The 15,416-nt window shown below is 59.9% G+C and carries 18 protein-coding genes; 9 read left to right on the top strand and 9 right to left on the bottom strand.

The genetic code is table 11. From position 1 onward, the window contains the following. Nucleotides 1–35 precede the first annotated feature (35 nt). The 3 genes from QMX86_RS11685 to QMX86_RS11675 all read left to right on the top strand — a co-directional run bounded on the left by QMX86_RS11685 (nt 36) and on the right by QMX86_RS11675 (nt 2,586). Entirely contained in the window at nt 36–440 is a 405-nt protein-coding gene (locus QMX86_RS11685; RefSeq protein WP_016775095.1) for a TraR/DksA family transcriptional regulator, read from the top strand. Between the two features lie 228 nt (nt 441–668). Beyond that, the gene (locus tag QMX86_RS11680; RefSeq protein WP_282384454.1) at nt 669–2,273 is read left to right on the top strand and encodes a methyl-accepting chemotaxis protein; all 1,605 of its coding nucleotides are present in this window, start codon (nt 669–671) and stop codon (nt 2,271–2,273) included. A 109-nt stretch (nt 2,274–2,382) separates the two neighbouring features. Beyond that, nucleotides 2,383–2,586: a hypothetical protein gene (locus tag QMX86_RS11675; protein WP_016775093.1), complete on the top strand. Its 204-nt coding sequence runs from the start codon at nt 2,383–2,385 to the stop codon at nt 2,584–2,586. A gap of 6 nt (nt 2,587–2,592) precedes the next feature. On the opposite strand, the gene QMX86_RS11670 is transcribed toward QMX86_RS11675, so the two are convergent. Then, nucleotides 2,593–2,832, bottom strand: coding sequence for a DUF2789 family protein (locus QMX86_RS11670; protein ID WP_041480818.1), 240 nt, complete (start codon nt 2,830–2,832; stop codon nt 2,593–2,595). A gap of 50 nt (nt 2,833–2,882) precedes the next feature. After that, the gene (locus QMX86_RS11665; protein WP_241149633.1) at nt 2,883–3,095 is read right to left on the bottom strand and encodes a hypothetical protein; all 213 of its coding nucleotides are present in this window, start codon (nt 3,093–3,095) and stop codon (nt 2,883–2,885) included. Nucleotides 3,096–3,574: 479 nt separating this feature from the next. Here QMX86_RS11665 and QMX86_RS11660 point away from each other — a divergent pair, with 479 nt between their 5' ends. The 4 genes from QMX86_RS11660 to QMX86_RS11645 all read left to right on the top strand — a co-directional run bounded on the left by QMX86_RS11660 (nt 3,575) and on the right by QMX86_RS11645 (nt 5,893). Continuing rightward, nucleotides 3,575–4,024, top strand: a complete 450-nt coding sequence (locus QMX86_RS11660) for a hypothetical protein (protein ID WP_024013252.1) — start codon at nt 3,575–3,577, stop codon at nt 4,022–4,024. After that, a complete protein-coding gene (locus tag QMX86_RS11655; protein ID WP_016775089.1) occupies nt 4,021–4,218 on the top strand; it encodes a hypothetical protein in 198 nt (65 codons plus the stop codon). The genes QMX86_RS11660 and QMX86_RS11655 overlap by 4 nt, the downstream gene beginning before the upstream one ends. A gap of 125 nt (nt 4,219–4,343) precedes the next feature. Next, the gene (locus QMX86_RS11650; RefSeq protein ID WP_024013250.1) at nt 4,344–5,360 is read left to right on the top strand and encodes an ABC transporter substrate-binding protein; all 1,017 of its coding nucleotides are present in this window, start codon (nt 4,344–4,346) and stop codon (nt 5,358–5,360) included. A 92-nt stretch (nt 5,361–5,452) separates the two neighbouring features. Next, on the top strand, nt 5,453–5,893 hold the full coding sequence (locus QMX86_RS11645; RefSeq protein WP_071172759.1) for a DUF3995 domain-containing protein: 441 nt from the start codon (nt 5,453–5,455) through the stop codon (nt 5,891–5,893). Nucleotides 5,894–6,007: 114 nt separating this feature from the next. Here QMX86_RS11645 and QMX86_RS11640 read toward each other — a convergent pair whose 3' ends face one another. The 7 genes from QMX86_RS11640 to QMX86_RS11610 form a co-directional block, all read right to left on the bottom strand. Next, nucleotides 6,008–6,370 (bottom strand): Na+/H+ antiporter subunit G, encoded by a 363-nt coding sequence (locus QMX86_RS11640; RefSeq protein WP_071172758.1) that lies wholly within the window; start codon nt 6,368–6,370, stop codon nt 6,008–6,010. Then, the gene (locus tag QMX86_RS11635; RefSeq protein WP_071172757.1) at nt 6,367–6,645 is read right to left on the bottom strand and encodes a K+/H+ antiporter subunit F; all 279 of its coding nucleotides are present in this window, start codon (nt 6,643–6,645) and stop codon (nt 6,367–6,369) included. Before QMX86_RS11635 ends, QMX86_RS11640 begins: the two co-directional genes overlap by 4 nt. Beyond that, entirely contained in the window at nt 6,642–7,130 is a 489-nt protein-coding gene (locus tag QMX86_RS11630; protein WP_071172756.1) for a Na+/H+ antiporter subunit E, read from the bottom strand. The genes QMX86_RS11635 and QMX86_RS11630 overlap by 4 nt, the downstream gene beginning before the upstream one ends. Beyond that, the gene (locus QMX86_RS11625; RefSeq protein WP_151551252.1) at nt 7,127–8,806 is read right to left on the bottom strand and encodes a monovalent cation/H+ antiporter subunit D; all 1,680 of its coding nucleotides are present in this window, start codon (nt 8,804–8,806) and stop codon (nt 7,127–7,129) included. The genes QMX86_RS11630 and QMX86_RS11625 overlap by 4 nt, the downstream gene beginning before the upstream one ends. Further along, entirely contained in the window at nt 8,803–9,147 is a 345-nt protein-coding gene (locus QMX86_RS11620; RefSeq protein WP_016775082.1) for a Na+/H+ antiporter subunit C, read from the bottom strand. The genes QMX86_RS11625 and QMX86_RS11620 overlap by 4 nt, the downstream gene beginning before the upstream one ends. After that, the gene (locus QMX86_RS11615; RefSeq protein ID WP_282384455.1) at nt 9,147–12,065 is read right to left on the bottom strand and encodes a monovalent cation/H+ antiporter subunit A; all 2,919 of its coding nucleotides are present in this window, start codon (nt 12,063–12,065) and stop codon (nt 9,147–9,149) included. Before QMX86_RS11615 ends, QMX86_RS11620 begins: the two co-directional genes overlap by 1 nt. Before the next feature lie 170 nt (nt 12,066–12,235). Continuing rightward, nucleotides 12,236–13,171 (bottom strand): DMT family transporter, encoded by a 936-nt coding sequence (locus tag QMX86_RS11610; protein WP_273527334.1) that lies wholly within the window; start codon nt 13,169–13,171, stop codon nt 12,236–12,238. An 85-nt stretch (nt 13,172–13,256) separates the two neighbouring features. Here QMX86_RS11610 and QMX86_RS11605 point away from each other — a divergent pair, with 85 nt between their 5' ends. Then, entirely contained in the window at nt 13,257–13,820 is a 564-nt protein-coding gene (locus tag QMX86_RS11605) for an XRE family transcriptional regulator (protein WP_024013243.1), read from the top strand. Further along, nucleotides 13,821–15,224 (top strand): FAD/NAD(P)-binding protein, encoded by a 1,404-nt coding sequence (locus tag QMX86_RS11600; RefSeq protein WP_282384456.1) that lies wholly within the window; start codon nt 13,821–13,823, stop codon nt 15,222–15,224. Nucleotides 15,225–15,416: the final 192 nt, after the last annotated feature.

Genomic DNA, 15,416 nt, shown 5'->3' with positions numbered 1-15,416 from the left:
TTCGCCTTAATGCACGTTTTTTTATAGAGATATCAATGACAAAGGACAAGTTGCTGGCTATGCCGGCAGATGACTACATGAATGCAGAGCAACACGCTTTCTTCACTGAGCTGTTGCAGAACATGAAAGTCGAAACCCACGAGCGCATTGAGCAAAATCGTATCGCCATCGAAAGCCTGGACACCCCGGCTGACCCGGCGGACGCGGCTTCGGTTGAAGAAGAGCGCACCTGGCTGGTCAACGCGATCGATCGCGACCAGCGCATGCTGCCGCAACTGGAACAAGCTCTTGAGCGCATCAAGGACGACAGCTTTGGCTGGTGCGACGACAGCGGCGAGGCCATCGGCCTGAAGCGCCTGCTGATCAGCCCGACCACCAAATACTGCATCGAAGCTCAAGAGCGTCACGAGCAGATCGACAAGCACCAGCGTCAGGCCTGATTCCATGGCGGCCCCTGAATAGGGGGGCGCCTGCAAGAGATCGCAGCCTTCGGCAGCTTCTACATGGAGTTGCGGGAGGCTGCGATCTTTGTTTTTGCTCGTCTGCGCTATTTCCCCCGTCGTTCCATTGACCTGCCACAGACCCCACGACTAACGGACCATGGATAATGGCGTTGTAGTGGCGTTTAATGCAGTCACAACAATGAGAACAAACGTGGGGTGATCAAGATGACGAGAGATGGATCTCTGGTTGCGGCGCTGCCTGCACCAGTGCTTTTGCCGAAAAACCGCTGGATCGCGCCGACCCTGCAAAGCATCGCCCTGATGCTGTTGCTGGCCGGCATGGCTATGGCCGAGTGGTCGCTCTACCTCGGCATGCCGCTGGCGATACTGATTGTCTGGCTGCCGCGCCTGCGTTCGCGCAGCGCTCCTGTTGCTGTCCCGGTCGATAGTGCGAGCGCATTGTCCGCACTGACCCGCGATCTTTCCTACACCACCAGTCACAACGCACTGTCAGCCGCCGGCGTGGCGTTCTCGGTCAAGGCGCTGGCGAACAAACTCGAATCGCAACTCGACGCGGCGGCGCAGATCGTCAGCAACGCCGAGGTGATGATCGCCACCGAACAGGCGACTTCACAGCTCAGCCGCGAAGCACTGGATGCCGCCAGCCAAGCGCATCACAGCAGCGCGGCGGGGCGCAGCGAACTGCTCGACTCGATTTCGCGCATGCAGCAACTCAGTCAGCGCGCCAACGCCAGCCGCGAATTGATCGAGGCTCTGAGTGTGCGCAGCGACGACATTCAGCGGGTGACGCTGGTGATCCAGTCGATTGCCAGCCAGACCAACCTGTTGGCGTTGAACGCTGCGATTGAAGCAGCCCGGGCCGGTGAGCATGGTCGCGGTTTCGCTGTGGTCGCCGACGAGGTGCGCGGACTGGCCGCGCGTACGGCGGCGGCCACGGGTGAGGTCGGTGAGATGGTCGCTGACATTCAGCAACGCACCGCGCAAGTGGTGGCGCAGATTCGCGAGTTGTCGAGCGATCTGCACACCGGCGTCGAACAGGTCGAGCACACCGGTCAGCATCTGGAGAACATCGCGCGACTTGCCGCCGGAGTGGAAACCCAGGTCAGCGAGATCGCCCGTGGCGCGCAAACCAATCGCGAGCAGCTTGATGCATTGTTCAGCGCGATTGAGCAAATGCGTAGTGATCTGGCGATCAGCGATCAGCAGACCCGCCGCCTCGCCGAGGCCGCTGTGCAGATGGAAGGGCAGGCGGAAACTATCAGCGAGCGCTTGGCCGAGGTCGGCCTGGATGACTATCACCAGCGCATTTATGACTTGGCCCGTGAAGGTGCGAGCCAGATTGCCGCGCGTTTCGAAGCGGATGTTGAACAGGGGCGGATCAGCCTGGATGACCTGTTCGATCGCAGCTACCAGCTGATTCCTGACACCGAACCAGCCAAATTTCAAACCCGCTTTGATCGATACACCGATCAGGTCTTGCCGGCGATTCAAGAACCTTTATTGGCGCGTCATGAAGGGCTGGTTTTTGCGATTGCCTGCACGCAGCAGGGTTATGTACCGACGCACAACCAGGCATTCAGCCAGCCATTGACCGGCGATGTGCAGGTCGACACGGTAAATAACCGCACCAAACGCAAATTCGCTGACCGCACCGGCATCCGTTGCGGCAGCCATCAGCAACCTGTCCTGCTGCAAACTTACACGCGCGACACAGGTGAGCTGATGCATGATCTTTCGGTGCCGATCATGATCAATGGCCGACACTGGGGCGGGTTGCGTCTGGGCTATAAACCTGAGAATCCGCGCTGAGATTATTACCGTTGACGCAATGAATCTGTGCACGGCGGTTGCTGTTTCCCCTCGACGGAAAGCATTAATCTGACGACTTAGTTAGGTAGCTAATTATTTCGGAGGGCACATGCAGTGCAGGGTAGACGTGGCAGTGATGATCGGCAGCGGTGTTCCGGCCGGCTTACGCGCGATGGGGCGCAGTGTTTGCTGGGTAGTTTTGCTCAACGGTGAGCGACGCGGCACAGCCTTCGCCAGTCGCGATGAAGCGGAGGAGTGCAAGGCTGCCTGGCTCGAACAACTGAACATCGAGCCCGGCGACAGCCTGCACTGATCGCCCTTATTTGCCGCGATGCAGGCGCACGTTCAGCTCATCGACAATTACCGCTTCTTCGCCGTCCGCACGCAGCCACTCTTTGAGTAGTTGCGCCTGTTGAGCCGACCAGAAATCGGCCTCGATGAGTTTGGTATCAGAGTCCAGCGGATGGGCTTCGACAAAGTCATTGATCGACGCCTCATCCGAGGGCAGGCCCAGCTGTTCGAAAAGGGTGGTCAGGTTAAGCTCGGTTGGCAGTTCCATCATCTACTCCTGGGTCGGTGCCGGTGCGGCTTGTTCGTTCACTCCCCTTATCAGAGGCAGGCGCTGGCGCGGAGTTCGATTTTTGATTCAAGCGAGCGGGCGAGGGCGCAGGCTTCGTTGTGATTGCCGCGGAAACCTCTGACACGTCCCGTGGATATCTCCTTGATGTGAAAGAACGCAATACCCGCCGGCACCACTTGAAAGTGTGGGGTTCGATGATTGTTAGAAGATGTCGGAGGGTTGTCGAGGTCGGCAACCTTCATCGTCAGAGGTGTGTTGATTCGCGCGTCGGCCGACGTGGCAAAATGAGTCAAAGTGCACATATGAAGTCCTTTTCATCAGTCGGCCGGGATTTAACGGCCGTTGCGGGTAGTCGTAAGGAGCATCGCTGCTCTAGAATCGCCAGTACCTGTTGACGACCGGGCTTATCTAAAGCAATTTTTCGCCAGCGATATGTCGGAAAAGTGCTTTTTTTCGTGAGAAATTTCCCTGAAGTTCGTAGTCAGATCTTGCTCCAGTCACACTTGAGGCTTTTTCCTTCAAGGTTTGCCGACTTCAGAGCGGGTTTCACTAATGACAATCCAGTAGTCTACGAACCTCGCGATCAAGAGCGCTTCGCTCGCTTCGGGTTTTTGAGTGATTTTGCAGTTTTCATCGGCATTGCCGTTTTTTGCCGTGCGTGTTTTCCGCTGCACGGTTTTTCAAATGTGGGGATGTTTCTTTGGCAGTCAGTAACCTCGATATGCATGCTTTGTTCGTGCTGGGTGATTTGCGTGCAAAGCTGGTCAAGCAATTCCAATCACGTTTTGTTTACATCACCGAGCAAAACGCCGAAGGCATTTACATCGCCGAAATCGATACCGAAAGTGCATTGGTAGTCGATGACAAACCGGGGCTCAAACTCAAGGTTGGCGACCATTTCATTGCATCGGTTCTGCCCAGCCGTGAAGGCGGCAAGATGGACATTCGTTTTCGCGACATCAAACTCACGGTTTACGGCTTGGGCGACTACGCATTTGTCAGTACGGCCGACGGTCACGCGATTCTGTTCAAGGAAGGTCATAGCGTCGTCACGGTGTTCGCCGCCAATGAACAATTGCAGGAAGGCCTGACCAAAACCTTGAAAGCTGTCACCGCCAAGGCTGCCAAATGGCGCAAAGGTGAACTGATTTCCTTCAAGGCCAGCGAGTGAGCCGCGCGCACTTCCATTCGCAAAATCTCGACAGCGCACGCGAAGACGCGCAGCGCCTGTTCGCCCGCAAGGCCGAACTGCAAGGTGCCTGGCTGAGTTGGGTGGCGTCGCAGCTCTACGCATTGCAACCGGCGGCATACGCCAGCATGGTCAGACGTGAGCTGCAAAGCCTGCAGGAAAAGTCTGAAACGTAACCTCGCGCACGGTAGATCCCGGAAAAAGCAGGAACCTCGGCTAAAGTCAGTTGACTGAGTCATTCAGAGGCTTGCGTTTCTGTCAGGCCAACTGCCATTGCTGTGAACAGCACGAGGTGTGATGCATGAACGGATTTCGACGGTTACTGGCCGCCAGCGTGGCCACCTTTGGTTTGCTGACGTCAGCGCAATCGCTGCAGGCGGCACAGGCGCCGATCCACTTTGCTGACCTGAACTGGGAAAGCGGCAGCCTGATCACCGAGGTGCTGCGGGTGATCGTCGAGAAAGGATACGGCTTGCCGACCGATACCTTGCCGGGTACCACTATTACTCTTGAGACCGCGCTGGCCAACAATGACATCCAGGTGATTGGCGAGGAGTGGGCCGGGCGCAGTCCGGTCTGGGTCAAGGCCGAAGCCGAGGGCAAGGTCGTCGGTCTGGGCGATACGGTAAAGGGCGCCACTGAAGGCTGGTGGGTGCCGGAATACGTGATCAAGGGCGACCCGGCCAAAGGCATCAAACCGTTGGCGCCGGATCTGCGCAGTGTCACTGATCTGAAGAAATACAAGGACGTGTTCAAGGACCCGGAAAGCCCGGGCAAAGGGCGTTTCCTCAACAGCCCGATCGGCTGGACCTCGGAAGTGGTCAACAAGCAGAAGCTCACGGCGTATGGCTTGCAGGACGACTACACCAACTTCCGCAGCGGTTCCGGCGCTGCGCTGGATGCCGAGATCAGCTCTTCGATTCGTCGCGGCAAACCGGTGTTGTTCTATTACTGGTCGCCGACGCCACTGCTTGGCAAATTCAAACTGGTGCAACTGGAAGAGCCGCCGTTCGATGCCGAGGCGTGGAAGACGCTGACAGACGCCGATAATCCCAATCCGAAACCAACCCGCTCGCTGGCATCGAAACTGTCGATTGGCGTGTCTACGCCGTTTCAAAAGCAGAACCCGCAAATTGCCGAGTTCTTCAGCAAGGTCGATTTTCCCATCGAGCCGCTGAACAAGGCATTGGCGGATATGAGTGACAAGCACACCGCGCCTCGTGAGGCGGCGGTCGCGTTCATGAAGACGCATCCGGATGTGTGGCAGGCGTGGCTGCCCAAGGATGTGGCCGACAAGGTGACGGCTGATCTGAAATAACGCGGTCAACGCAGTGCACCGCCGACCGGTCGTGCACGGCCAAAAAATCCGACTACGATGGTTTGTTCAAATCCCTTTGAAGGATTTCAACCATGACCTTTGTGTTGGCTCAATGGCTGGTGACTGTGTTCGCGGCAATCGGCCTGATGCATGTGTATTGGGCGTTGGGTGGGCAATGGGCGGCTGCGGTGGTGGTGCCGCAGGTGCCGGTGTCGGGCTTCGTCGCCACGGTACGCCCGGCCTTCAAGCCCTCAGGCTGGCTGACGCTGGCAGTCGCCGCTGCGCTGCTGATAATTGCGGCGCTGGTTTGTATGCGGGTCGGTTGGGGCGTGCCGGCGGTGCAGCACAAGGCACTGCAATGGGTGATCAGCGCGATCGCGTTGCTGATGTTTGCTCGGGCGATCGGTGATTCGAATCTGGTCGGGTTCTTCAAGGAAGTGAAGGATTCGCGATTTGCGCGGCTGGATACCTGGGTGTATTCGCCGTTGTGTGCGCTGTTGGGGGCAGGGTTGTTGGCAGTGGCCTGGGTTTGAGCTGATCCGGAATTGGCGACGACCCGACTGGCCTCTTCGCAAGCAGGCTCGCTCCCACAAGGGAGGGCGCATTTCTACTGTTGCGATGGCGCCATCACCGGCGCCACATGATCATCAGTTACCACTTTCAGTCTGACGACTGCTCACCTCAGCCGGCACATCATCCCCGGCCATCCGCTTGCGGAACAACGCCGCCCGCGCCAGCAGCAGGGTGGTCACCGGCACGGTGATCGCCAACAGGACCGGAATCAACCAGGCATGCACCACTGGTGCGGATTTCAATGCCGAAAAGCAGATGATCGACGCCAGTGCCACACACCAGGCACCGAGTGTCGAGGCCAGCGCTGGCGGGTGCATGCGCTGGAAGTAATCCTTCATGCGCAGCAATCCTGTTGCGCCCAGCAGGGTAAACACGCCGCTGAGCACCAGCAGCACCGCCACCGGAATCTCGACCCACAAAGACAATTCGGCATTCATTCGATCACCTCGCCACGCAGCAGGAATTTCGCCAGGGCAAACGAGCCGACGAAGCCGAACAGCGCGATCAGCAGCGCCGCTTCGAAGTAGGTATCACTGGCGTAACGAATGCCCAGGGTCAGCATCATCAGCATCGCGACGATATACAGGTAATCCAGCGCCAGTACCCGATCCTGAGCTGACGGGCCTTTGAACAGGCGCACCAGGGTCAGTGCCATTGCCAAGCAGTACAAAAACAACGTCAGCAGAATCGCATTCGACAGCAATGGGCTCATTCGAAAATCTCCATCAACGGTCGCTCGTAAGTGCTTTTGAAGTGCTCGATGAACTGCGCTTCGTCGTGCAGATCCCAGACGTGCAGCAACAGCACACTGCGATCCAGCGCCAGTTCCGACCATACGGTACCGGGCACCACGGTGCAGATCATCGCCAGTGCCGCCAGACCATGGGCATCGCGCAAGTCCAGAGGCACCTTGATAAAGCATGAGTTGGGCGGACGGCGTCCGGCGTTGACTACGCCCCAGGCGACGATCAGGTTGGACATGATCACGTCGCGGCCGACCAGGAAGAACAGACGCAGGATGGCGATGGGATTGCGGATGCGCGCACGTTTCGGCCGCAATTTGCGCATCATCAGCGGCGCAGCGAAACCCAGCGCGGCACCGAGCAGCAGATTGCCCGGGCTGACGGACAGGTTCAGGGTCAGCCACAGAATCCACAGGGCCAGCGATAACCACGGAGCCGGGAACAGTCGATTCATGGCTGCACCTCGAGCATGTCGGCTCTGGCTTGCGGGCTCGGCACCGCCCGAGTGCCTAGAACTGCGAACACATATTGCTGCGGATTGTTCAGCGCATCGGCGGTGGCCTGGGTGTAGCGCAGCAGCGGTTCAGCCTTGAACGTAAGGGCAATGCTCAGCCCGAGCAGCAGAAAAATCGGCGCGCATTCGAGTTTGCGCAGCAATGGTGACGGGCGCTCCTCCGGCGTCCAGAAGCGCTGAATGCCGAGGCGCGAGAAGGCCATGAGGGAGGCCAGGCCGGTCAGGATCAACAGCGCCAGCAATCCCCATGCGCCGGGAGACAGCGGCGCCGCAGTGCCAAGTCCCAACGGGTTGAGCAATGCCCCGATCAGGCTGAGCTTGCCGATGAACCCGGACAGCGGTGGCATGCCGATGATCAACAGCGCGCAGGCGATAAAGCTCAAACCAAGAAAGGCCATGGTCCACGGGATGACTTGGCCGACCACGGCTTTCTGCTCGTCGTCGAGGTTGATGCCCTTGGGCGGTTGCAGCGATTCCTGTGGACGCGGCAGCAGTTCGCTTTCGTCTTCCAGCGGAATTTCGTTGGCCGAGCGCGAGCGCTCGATCAGTTCGGCGAGCATGAACAATGCGCTCAGCGCCAGGGTCGAGCTGACCAGATAGAACAGCGCAGCCCCAATCAGGTTCGGCTGGGCGAAGCCGATCGCCGAGAGCAGGATGCCTGCCGACACCAGAATGCTCAGGCTGGCCATACGCTCCAGGCGTTGCGCGGCGAGAATCGCCAGCCCTGCGCAAGCCATGGTCGCCATGCCGCCGTAGATGAGCCAGTCGCCGCCGAAGAATGCCGAGGCGCCGGCCTGACCGGAAAACAACAGGGTCCACAAGCGCAGCAGGGTGTAGACGCCGACCTTGGTCATGATCGCAAACATCGCCGCCACCGGCGCGCTGGCTGAGGAATAGGCCGGCACCAGCCAGAAATTCAGCGGCCACATGCCAGCCTTGGCCAGAAACGCTACCGCTAGAATCCCTGCCCCAGCGTGCAGCAAGCCACGGTCGGCTTCCGGCACCAGCGGGATCTTCATCGCCAGATCGGCCATGTTCAGCGTGCCGGTCACCCCGTAGATCAACGCAGCGCCGATCAAAAACAGTGACGATGCCAGCAGGTTGATCGAAATGTAATGCAACCCCGACGACACCCGCGCTCGGCCTGAGCCGTGCAGCAATAAGCCGTAGGACGCGGCGAGCAACACTTCGAAGAACACGAACAGGTTGAACAGATCCGCGGTCAGGAACGCGCCGTACAGGCCCATCAGCTGGATCTGGAACAGAGCGTGAAAGCTTGAGCCGGCGCCGTCCCAGCGGGCCATGGCAAATAGCAACGCGCTGACGCCGATAATGCCGGTCAGCACCAGCATCAGTGCCGACAGGCGATCAACCACCAGAACGATGCCGAACGGTGCCTGCCAGTTGCCCGGCAGGTATACACCGATGGAGCCGGGTACGCCGGTGGTCTGCGTCCATTGCAGCAGCATCACTGAAATGAACAGGCCGAGGAGGCTGGAGAACAGGTTGATTTTCGCCTTCAGCGGCCGATGCTTTTCGCCAAGCATCAGCATGATCGCAGCCGTCAGCAGCGGCAGCAGGATCGGTGCGGCGATCAGGTGAGTCATCGCCATCATTCTTTAGGCTCCCGGCCGTCGACGTGGTCGGTGCCGGTCAAGCCGCGCGAGGCGAGCAATACGACGAGGAACAGTGCGGTCATGGCGAAGCTGATGACGATCGCCGTCAGTACCAGCGCCTGGGGCAGCGGGTCGGTGTAATGCAGCAAGTCCTGGGTCACGCCGTCCTTGATCACCGGTTCCTTGCCGATGAACAGGCTGCCCATGCTGAAAATGAAAAGATTGACCGCGTACGACAACAGGCACAGGCCCATTACGACCTGAAAGGTACGCGGGCGCAGAATCAGCCAGACCCCGGACGCGGCAAGAATGCCGATGGCGATTGCGATGACTTCTTCCATCAGACGGCTCCTTTGCTGGCGACGGACTTGGGCAGCGAGGCCGTCTTGTGGCCGCGCACCGATTGGTGGGCGAGGGCGGTGAGGATCAGCAGCGTCGACCCGACTACCACGGCGTACACGCCGACGTCGAAGAACAGCGCACTGGCAATATGGATATCACCGAGCAACGGCACGCTGATGTGCCAGGTGTGAGTGGTCAGGAACGGATAACCGGCGAGCAGCGCACCGAGACCGGTGGCAGTGGCGAACAGCAGCCCGGTGCCCATCCAGCGCAATGGCCGCAGGCTCATTTGTGCTTCGACCCACTGCGTGCCGGCAACCATGTATTGCAGGATGAAGGCCACCGACATCACCAGCCCGGCGACAAAACCGCCGCCCGGCTGATTGTGCCCGCGCATGAACAGGTAAAACGACACCACCAGCGCGACAGGCAGCAGCAGGCGCACTAGCACCGCCGGCACCATCATGAAGCCGAGCGCGGTGTCGCTGGCCGAACGCGGATTGACCAGATCGGTGACCACGTCGGGCGCGAGCAGGCGTTGCTGGGCCGGCAATTGCAGGCTTTCCTTCGGTGGGCGGAAGCGCCGCAGCAGGGCGAACACGGTGAGCGCCACGGCGGCCAGCACGGTGATTTCGCCGAGGGTATCGAAACCACGGAAGTCCACTAGCATCACGTTGACCACGTTGCTGCCGCCGCCTTCGGGCAGGGCGCGACTGAGGTAGAAAGAGGAAATATGGTTCGGCGTCTGCCGGGTGAGCATGGCGTAGGACAACAGCGCCATTCCCGCACCGACGGCAATCGACAGCAGCAAGTCGCGCAGACGACGAATACGCGCCTTGCGCAGGCCGCTAGGCAGTGGTGAGACTTCTTCGATGCGTCGCGGCAACCAGCGCAGGCCAAGCAGGATCAACACCGTGGTCACCACTTCGACCGCCAGTTGTGTCAGCGCCAGATCCGGCGCCGAGAACCAGACAAAGGTCACGCAGGTCATCAGGCCACAGACGCTGACCATGGTCAGGGCGGCGAGACGGTGATATTTGGCCTGCCATGCGGCGCCAAGCGCACAGGCGATCGCCAGCAGCCACAGGGTCACGAAGACAATGGATCCTGGGATTTTCGGCCGGTCACCCCACGTCAGCGTGCTGTGCAGCATCGGAATCAGACCGGCGAGCACGGCGGCCGAAACCATCAGGAACAACTGCATCTGCAAGCGCTTGGTGCCCAGTCGCCGCTCGACGCGCCGGGCGATACGCATCATTACGACCAGACTGCGCTCGAACAAACGCTTGCCGTTGAAGCGGCCCACCAGCGGCGGGTACTTGAAACGGCCCAGCTTGAACTGCTTGCGCAGCAGCAGATAGAGGATGATGCCGCCGGACATGGCGATCAGGCTCATGATCATCGGCGCGTTCAAGCCGTGCCAGATGGCCAGGCTGTATTCCGGCAACTCCCCGCCAACTACGGGCAGCGCTGCAGCGGCGAGCAGTGGCCCGACGATCTGCGCCGGGAAAATCCCCACCAGCAGACAGGTGAATACCAACAACTCGACGGGTGCGCGCATCCAGCGTGGCGGCTCGTGCGGCGTGTGTGGCAGGTCAGTGGCGGTGGGGCCGAAGAACACGTCGACGGTGAATCGCAGGGAGTAGGCGACGCTGAACATGCCGGCGATGGTCGCGACGATCGGCAGACTGGTTTCGACCCACGCCGTGGCGTTGATGAACACGGTTTCGGCGAAAAACATCTCTTTCGACAGGAAACCGTTGAGCAGCGGCACGCCGGCCATTGAGGCACTGGCGACCATGGCCAGTGTTGCCGTATAGGGTATCAGTTTGATCAGACCGCTGAGCTTGCGGATATCACGGGTGCCGCTTTCGTGGTCGATGATGCCGGCGGCCATGAACAGCGAAGCTTTGAACGTCGCGTGATTGAGAATGTGAAACACCGCCGCCACCGCGGCCAGTGAACTGTTCAGGCCCAGGAGCAAAGTGATCAGACCCAGATGGCTGATGGTCGAGTAGGCCAGCAAACCTTTGAGATCGTTCTGGAACATGGCGCAGTACGCGCCAAGCAACAGAGTGCAGGCGCCCGCTCCGCTGACGATGTAGAACCATTCCTCACTGCCGGACAGCGACGGCCACAGACGTGCCAAAAGGAAAACCCCGGCCTTGACCATGGTCGCCGAGTGCAGATAGGCCGAGACGGGCGTCGGTGCCGCCATCGCGTGGGGCAGCCAGAAGTGAAACGGGAATTGCGCGCTTTTGCTCAGCGCGCCGATCAGGATGAGTGGCAAAAGAACAGGGTAGAGGGCATGTGCGCGAATCAGATCGCCGGCGGCCAGGACCTTGTCCAGGTCATAGCTGCCGACGACATGGCCGAGAATCATGACCCCCGCCAGCAGGCATAACCCGCCGGCACCGGTGACCATCAGCGCCATATAGGCACCGCGCCGCGCATCGGCGCGGTGGTGCCAGTAGCCGATCAGCAGGAACGAGAAGAGGCTGGTCAGTTCCCAGAAAAACACGATCTGAATCAGATTGCCGGAGATCACCAGGCCAAGCATGGCGCCCATGAATGCCAGAAAAAACGCGAAGAAGCGTGGCACCGGGTCGTCCGGCGACATGTAGTAACGGGCATATAAAGAGACAAGTGTGCCGATGCCCAGCACCAGCATCGAGAACAGCCAGGCGAAGCCGTCCATACGCAGAACGAAGTTCAGCCCCAGACTCGGCAACCACATGAATTCTTCGCGGATCACGCCGCCGTAGGCGATTTGCGGGTACAGCATCGCGACCTGAACGGTACCGATCAAAGCGACCAGGCCCGCCAGCAGGGATTCGGCATTACGCGCATTGTGCGGCAGCACCGCTGCCAGACAGCTGCCAATGAACGGCAGAAGCAGTAGAACTATCAGGGACATAGGCTTCTAATCTGCGGAAGTTTGTGAAGCATCATACGTGCCAGCTCCCTGATCACCAAACGCGAGGATGTCTCAGAATCCTACAAAGTAGTTGGGAATTGTGTGTTTGGCGTTGTTTCAGAGGTAACGATGGTGCGGTGCTTTCGCGAGCAGCCAGAAGAGATTGCCGGTCACCCCTGCGTTTCCCGCTCCAACTGAGCTTCTGCCTCGGTGGACCTTCCTTTGGTCTTCAGCTCACTGATAATCACCGCCGCAACAATCAACCCGGCCCCAACCAGCGCAATTGCTGGCAAGCGCTCCCCGGCAATCCGCCCGACAATCCCGGCCCACACCGGTTCACCGGCATAGATCAACGTCGCCCGAGTCGGCGAAACACTTTTTTGTGCCCAGTTCATCGCTACCTGAATCGCCGCACTCGCCGCGCCCAGGCCCAAAGCGGTCGCCAGCAATAACCAGGAAAACTCCGGTATCACTTCACCGGTCGGGACTACCAGCAAGAACGACAACACCGCCGTCACCGCCAGTTGCACCACCGTCACCCGCCGCACATCCACCTGCCCGGCGAAAGTGCTGATCAAAATGATTTCAGCAGCAATCGCAACGGCGCTGATCAATGTCGCAATTTCTCCGGGACTGAAATTCAGCGCTGCCCCCGAGGGGCCTGACAACAACATCAATCCGGTAAACGCCAGCATGATGCCGATACTTGGCATCAACCCCGGACGCCGTCCCAGTACCAGCCATTGCAGCAGCGGCACAAACGGTACATACAGCGCGGTAATGAACGCCGACTGACTGCTCGGAATGCTTTGCAACCCGACCGTCTGCAGGCCATAACCAAGCATGATCGCCACGCCGATGAATGACCCGGCCTTCACTTCGAACAAGGTCAACTCGCGCAAGTGCCGCCAGGAAAACATCGCCACGATCGCCGCCGCTGCGGCGAAGCGCAGCCCGACGAAAAACATCGGGCCGCTGACCGTCATGGCATGTTGCACAATCAGAAACGTGCCGCCCCAGATCATGGTAATCAGCACCAGCACGCACTCGGCTTTGCTGAAGCGGGAGAAGCGGATTGGGGACGCAGAATTGTTTGGCGACATCATGACCTTGCGCACATTAAAAGGGAGGCCGCACAATGCCGCCAACGTTGCGCAGTATACTGCCCAACCCCACCGAGTGAGCAATATAGTGCACAAAGATTTGACTCAGCGAGCCTCCGTGCTGCAACACGTCAGCCAGAACGTTCGACGCCTGCGCCATGCTGCGGATATGAGCCAGACCGCACTGGCGGAAAAATCCGGGGTGAGCCGACGGATGCTGGTGGCAATCGAGGCAGGCGAAAAGAATGTCAGCCTGACCACGCTTGATCGCGTCGCCGAAGCGCTCGACGTTGCGTTCAGCGATCTGATCCAGGCGCACGATGCGCGCGATCCGAGCCGGATCAATGAGGTTGCCTGGGCGGGCACGATTCCCGGCAGCAGAGCCGTGCTACTGTCCAAAGCCACCGCGAGCCGCGAAGTCGAGCAATGGGAGTGGTGCCTGCAACCGGGCGAGGTCTACCCGTCGCAACCGGACGCCGATGGCTGGAGCGAGCAGATCTACGTATTTGAAGGATGCCTGACACTGATGCTCGGCGATCAGGCGCAGCACATCAATAAAGGAGAGTTTTTCATGTTCGCCAGCAATCAACCGCATGCCTACCGCAACGATGGCGATGTGGCTGCGCGGTTCGTGCGTAATGTGGTGATCTGAATGGAGCAGCCTGCGGACATCCTGATCATCGGCGGCGGCCTCAGCGGCACGATGCTGACAGTGCAATTGCTCCGCCTGCCGGGGCAACGAAAGATTCTCATCATCGAGCCTCGCGCTGAACTGGGACGTGGTGAGGCTTACAGCGCAGTCGAGTTGGGACATACGCTGAACGGCAACGCGGCGCGGATGAGCGTCGACCCGGATAATCCTGATGATCTGACGCAGTGGTTGACCGCGCATATTGCCGGCGGCGGCTGGCCGGAATCTGCCGAGCAGGACGTGCCGGTCAGTGAGCTGTTTCCGCCGCGTGGCCTGTTCGGGGTCTATGTGCAACAGCGTCTGGCCGAAGCCAGGGCAGTGGGGGCTCTGCAAGGTTCGACCGTTGAACATATTTGTGCTGAAGCCGTCGACCTTCAAGTTAATGCTGGTTCAGTGCAGCTCACCTTGAGCGATGGCCAGACTCTGCGTGGATCGCTGGCAGTGCTGGCCACCGGCATGTTTCCCGCCGCCCGCACGCCGCAGACGCAATCCAGTGGCCTTAACGCCGCAGCGCTCGATCCCTGGGATGTGGCGGCCATGCGCGAACTCGACCCGCAGTCCACCGTGCTGATCATCGGCTCCGGTCTGACCATGGTCGATGCCGTGGTGTCGCTGGAGCAGGCCGGCCATCGCGGGCCGATCGAGGTGTTCTCCCGGCATGGCCTGCTGCCGCACGTACGCCGTCAACCGCCGATCTGGATGGATTTTCTGGCAGCAGATCACAGCATCCGCACGCCACGCGAGTTGGTGCGCGAATTGCGCCGACATTGTCGCGACGCAGTCGCCAAAGGCATCGACTGGCAGGCGCCGCTGGATACGGTTCGCGCGCATATCGCGCGGTTGTGGAGTCAGGCGACTGACGTGCAGCGTCGACAATTCGTACGGCATGTACGGCCATGGTGGGAGAGTCATCACCATCGTTCGCCGCCACTGAGTGCCGAGTTGATCGAACGGCTGCACAAGGAAGGGCGCTTGCGCATTCACGCCGCGTCGTTCAAGGGGATTGAGCCCGGCGCTGGCGATGCTGTGACCATCCGCATCCGTCCGCGGGGTGAGACTGAAACATCTACAGTGAGCGGTGCGGCGCTGATCAATTCCAGCGGCATTGAATACGACTGGCGGCGCGTTGCTCGGCCCTTGCCGCAGCAATTGCTGGCGCGGGGACTGGTGCAACCGGGGCCGCTGGCGCTGGGGATCACCGCAAAGGACGGCGCAGTGGTGGATGCCGAGGGGCAGGTGAGCGCTCGGTTGTTCGCCATGGGGCCGCCGTTGCGCGGGATGTGGTGGGAAAGTACGGCGGTGACGGACGTCGCTGCGCAGGCTAAAGCGTTGGCTCGGCGGTTGGTAGATAGCCCGAAAGATTGATGTGTTCTTTCGGGCTTCTTCGCGAGCAGGCTCGCTCCCACAAGGGGATTGAGTTGTGGATGCAATTTGCGGCACACCACAATACTGTGGGAGCGAGCTTGCTCGCGAAAAGCGTCATCTGATTCAACGTCTCTGTTGAATGAAAGACCGCTATCGCTGGCAAGCCAGCTCCCACAATGGGCTTTTGTGACG

The sequence above is a fragment of the Pseudomonas sp. PS01270 genome (assembly GCF_029959775.1).
Classification (GTDB): domain Bacteria; phylum Pseudomonadota; class Gammaproteobacteria; order Pseudomonadales; family Pseudomonadaceae; genus Aquipseudomonas; species Aquipseudomonas atacamensis.
Note: the sequence above shows the minus strand (reverse complement) of the source record. Positions and strands in the feature narration are given on the sequence as shown.

Bases quoted from the DNA above. Each gene is read 5' to 3' on its own strand.
- QMX86_RS11620 (WP_016775082.1), bottom strand. From the start codon at position 9,147: ATGGAAGAAGTCATCGCAATCGCCATCGGCATTCTTGCCGCGTCCGGG.
- QMX86_RS11635 (WP_071172757.1), bottom strand. From the start codon at position 6,645: ATGAGCCCATTGCTGTCGAATGCGATTCTGCTGACGTTGTTTTTGTAC.
- QMX86_RS11670 (WP_041480818.1), bottom strand. From the start codon at position 2,832: ATGGAACTGCCAACCGAGCTTAACCTGACCACCCTTTTCGAACAGCTG.
- QMX86_RS11645 (WP_071172759.1), top strand. From the start codon at position 5,453: ATGACCTTTGTGTTGGCTCAATGGCTGGTGACTGTGTTCGCGGCAATC.
- QMX86_RS11640 (WP_071172758.1), bottom strand. From the start codon at position 6,370: ATGAATGCCGAATTGTCTTTGTGGGTCGAGATTCCGGTGGCGGTGCTG.
- QMX86_RS11625 (WP_151551252.1), bottom strand. From the start codon at position 8,806: ATGATGGCGATGACTCACCTGATCGCCGCACCGATCCTGCTGCCGCTG.
- QMX86_RS11650 (WP_024013250.1), top strand. From the start codon at position 4,344: ATGAACGGATTTCGACGGTTACTGGCCGCCAGCGTGGCCACCTTTGGT.
- QMX86_RS11610 (WP_273527334.1), bottom strand. From the start codon at position 13,171: ATGATGTCGCCAAACAATTCTGCGTCCCCAATCCGCTTCTCCCGCTTC.
- QMX86_RS11675 (WP_016775093.1), top strand. From the start codon at position 2,383: ATGCAGTGCAGGGTAGACGTGGCAGTGATGATCGGCAGCGGTGTTCCG.
- QMX86_RS11600 (WP_282384456.1), top strand. From the start codon at position 13,821: ATGGAGCAGCCTGCGGACATCCTGATCATCGGCGGCGGCCTCAGCGGC.
- QMX86_RS11665 (WP_241149633.1), bottom strand. From the start codon at position 3,095: ATGAAGGTTGCCGACCTCGACAACCCTCCGACATCTTCTAACAATCAT.
- QMX86_RS11630 (WP_071172756.1), bottom strand. From the start codon at position 7,130: ATGAATCGACTGTTCCCGGCTCCGTGGTTATCGCTGGCCCTGTGGATT.
- QMX86_RS11660 (WP_024013252.1), top strand. From the start codon at position 3,575: ATGCATGCTTTGTTCGTGCTGGGTGATTTGCGTGCAAAGCTGGTCAAG.
- QMX86_RS11680 (WP_282384454.1), top strand. From the start codon at position 669: ATGACGAGAGATGGATCTCTGGTTGCGGCGCTGCCTGCACCAGTGCTT.
- QMX86_RS11615 (WP_282384455.1), bottom strand. From the start codon at position 12,065: ATGTCCCTGATAGTTCTACTGCTTCTGCCGTTCATTGGCAGCTGTCTG.
- QMX86_RS11685 (WP_016775095.1), top strand. From the start codon at position 36: ATGACAAAGGACAAGTTGCTGGCTATGCCGGCAGATGACTACATGAAT.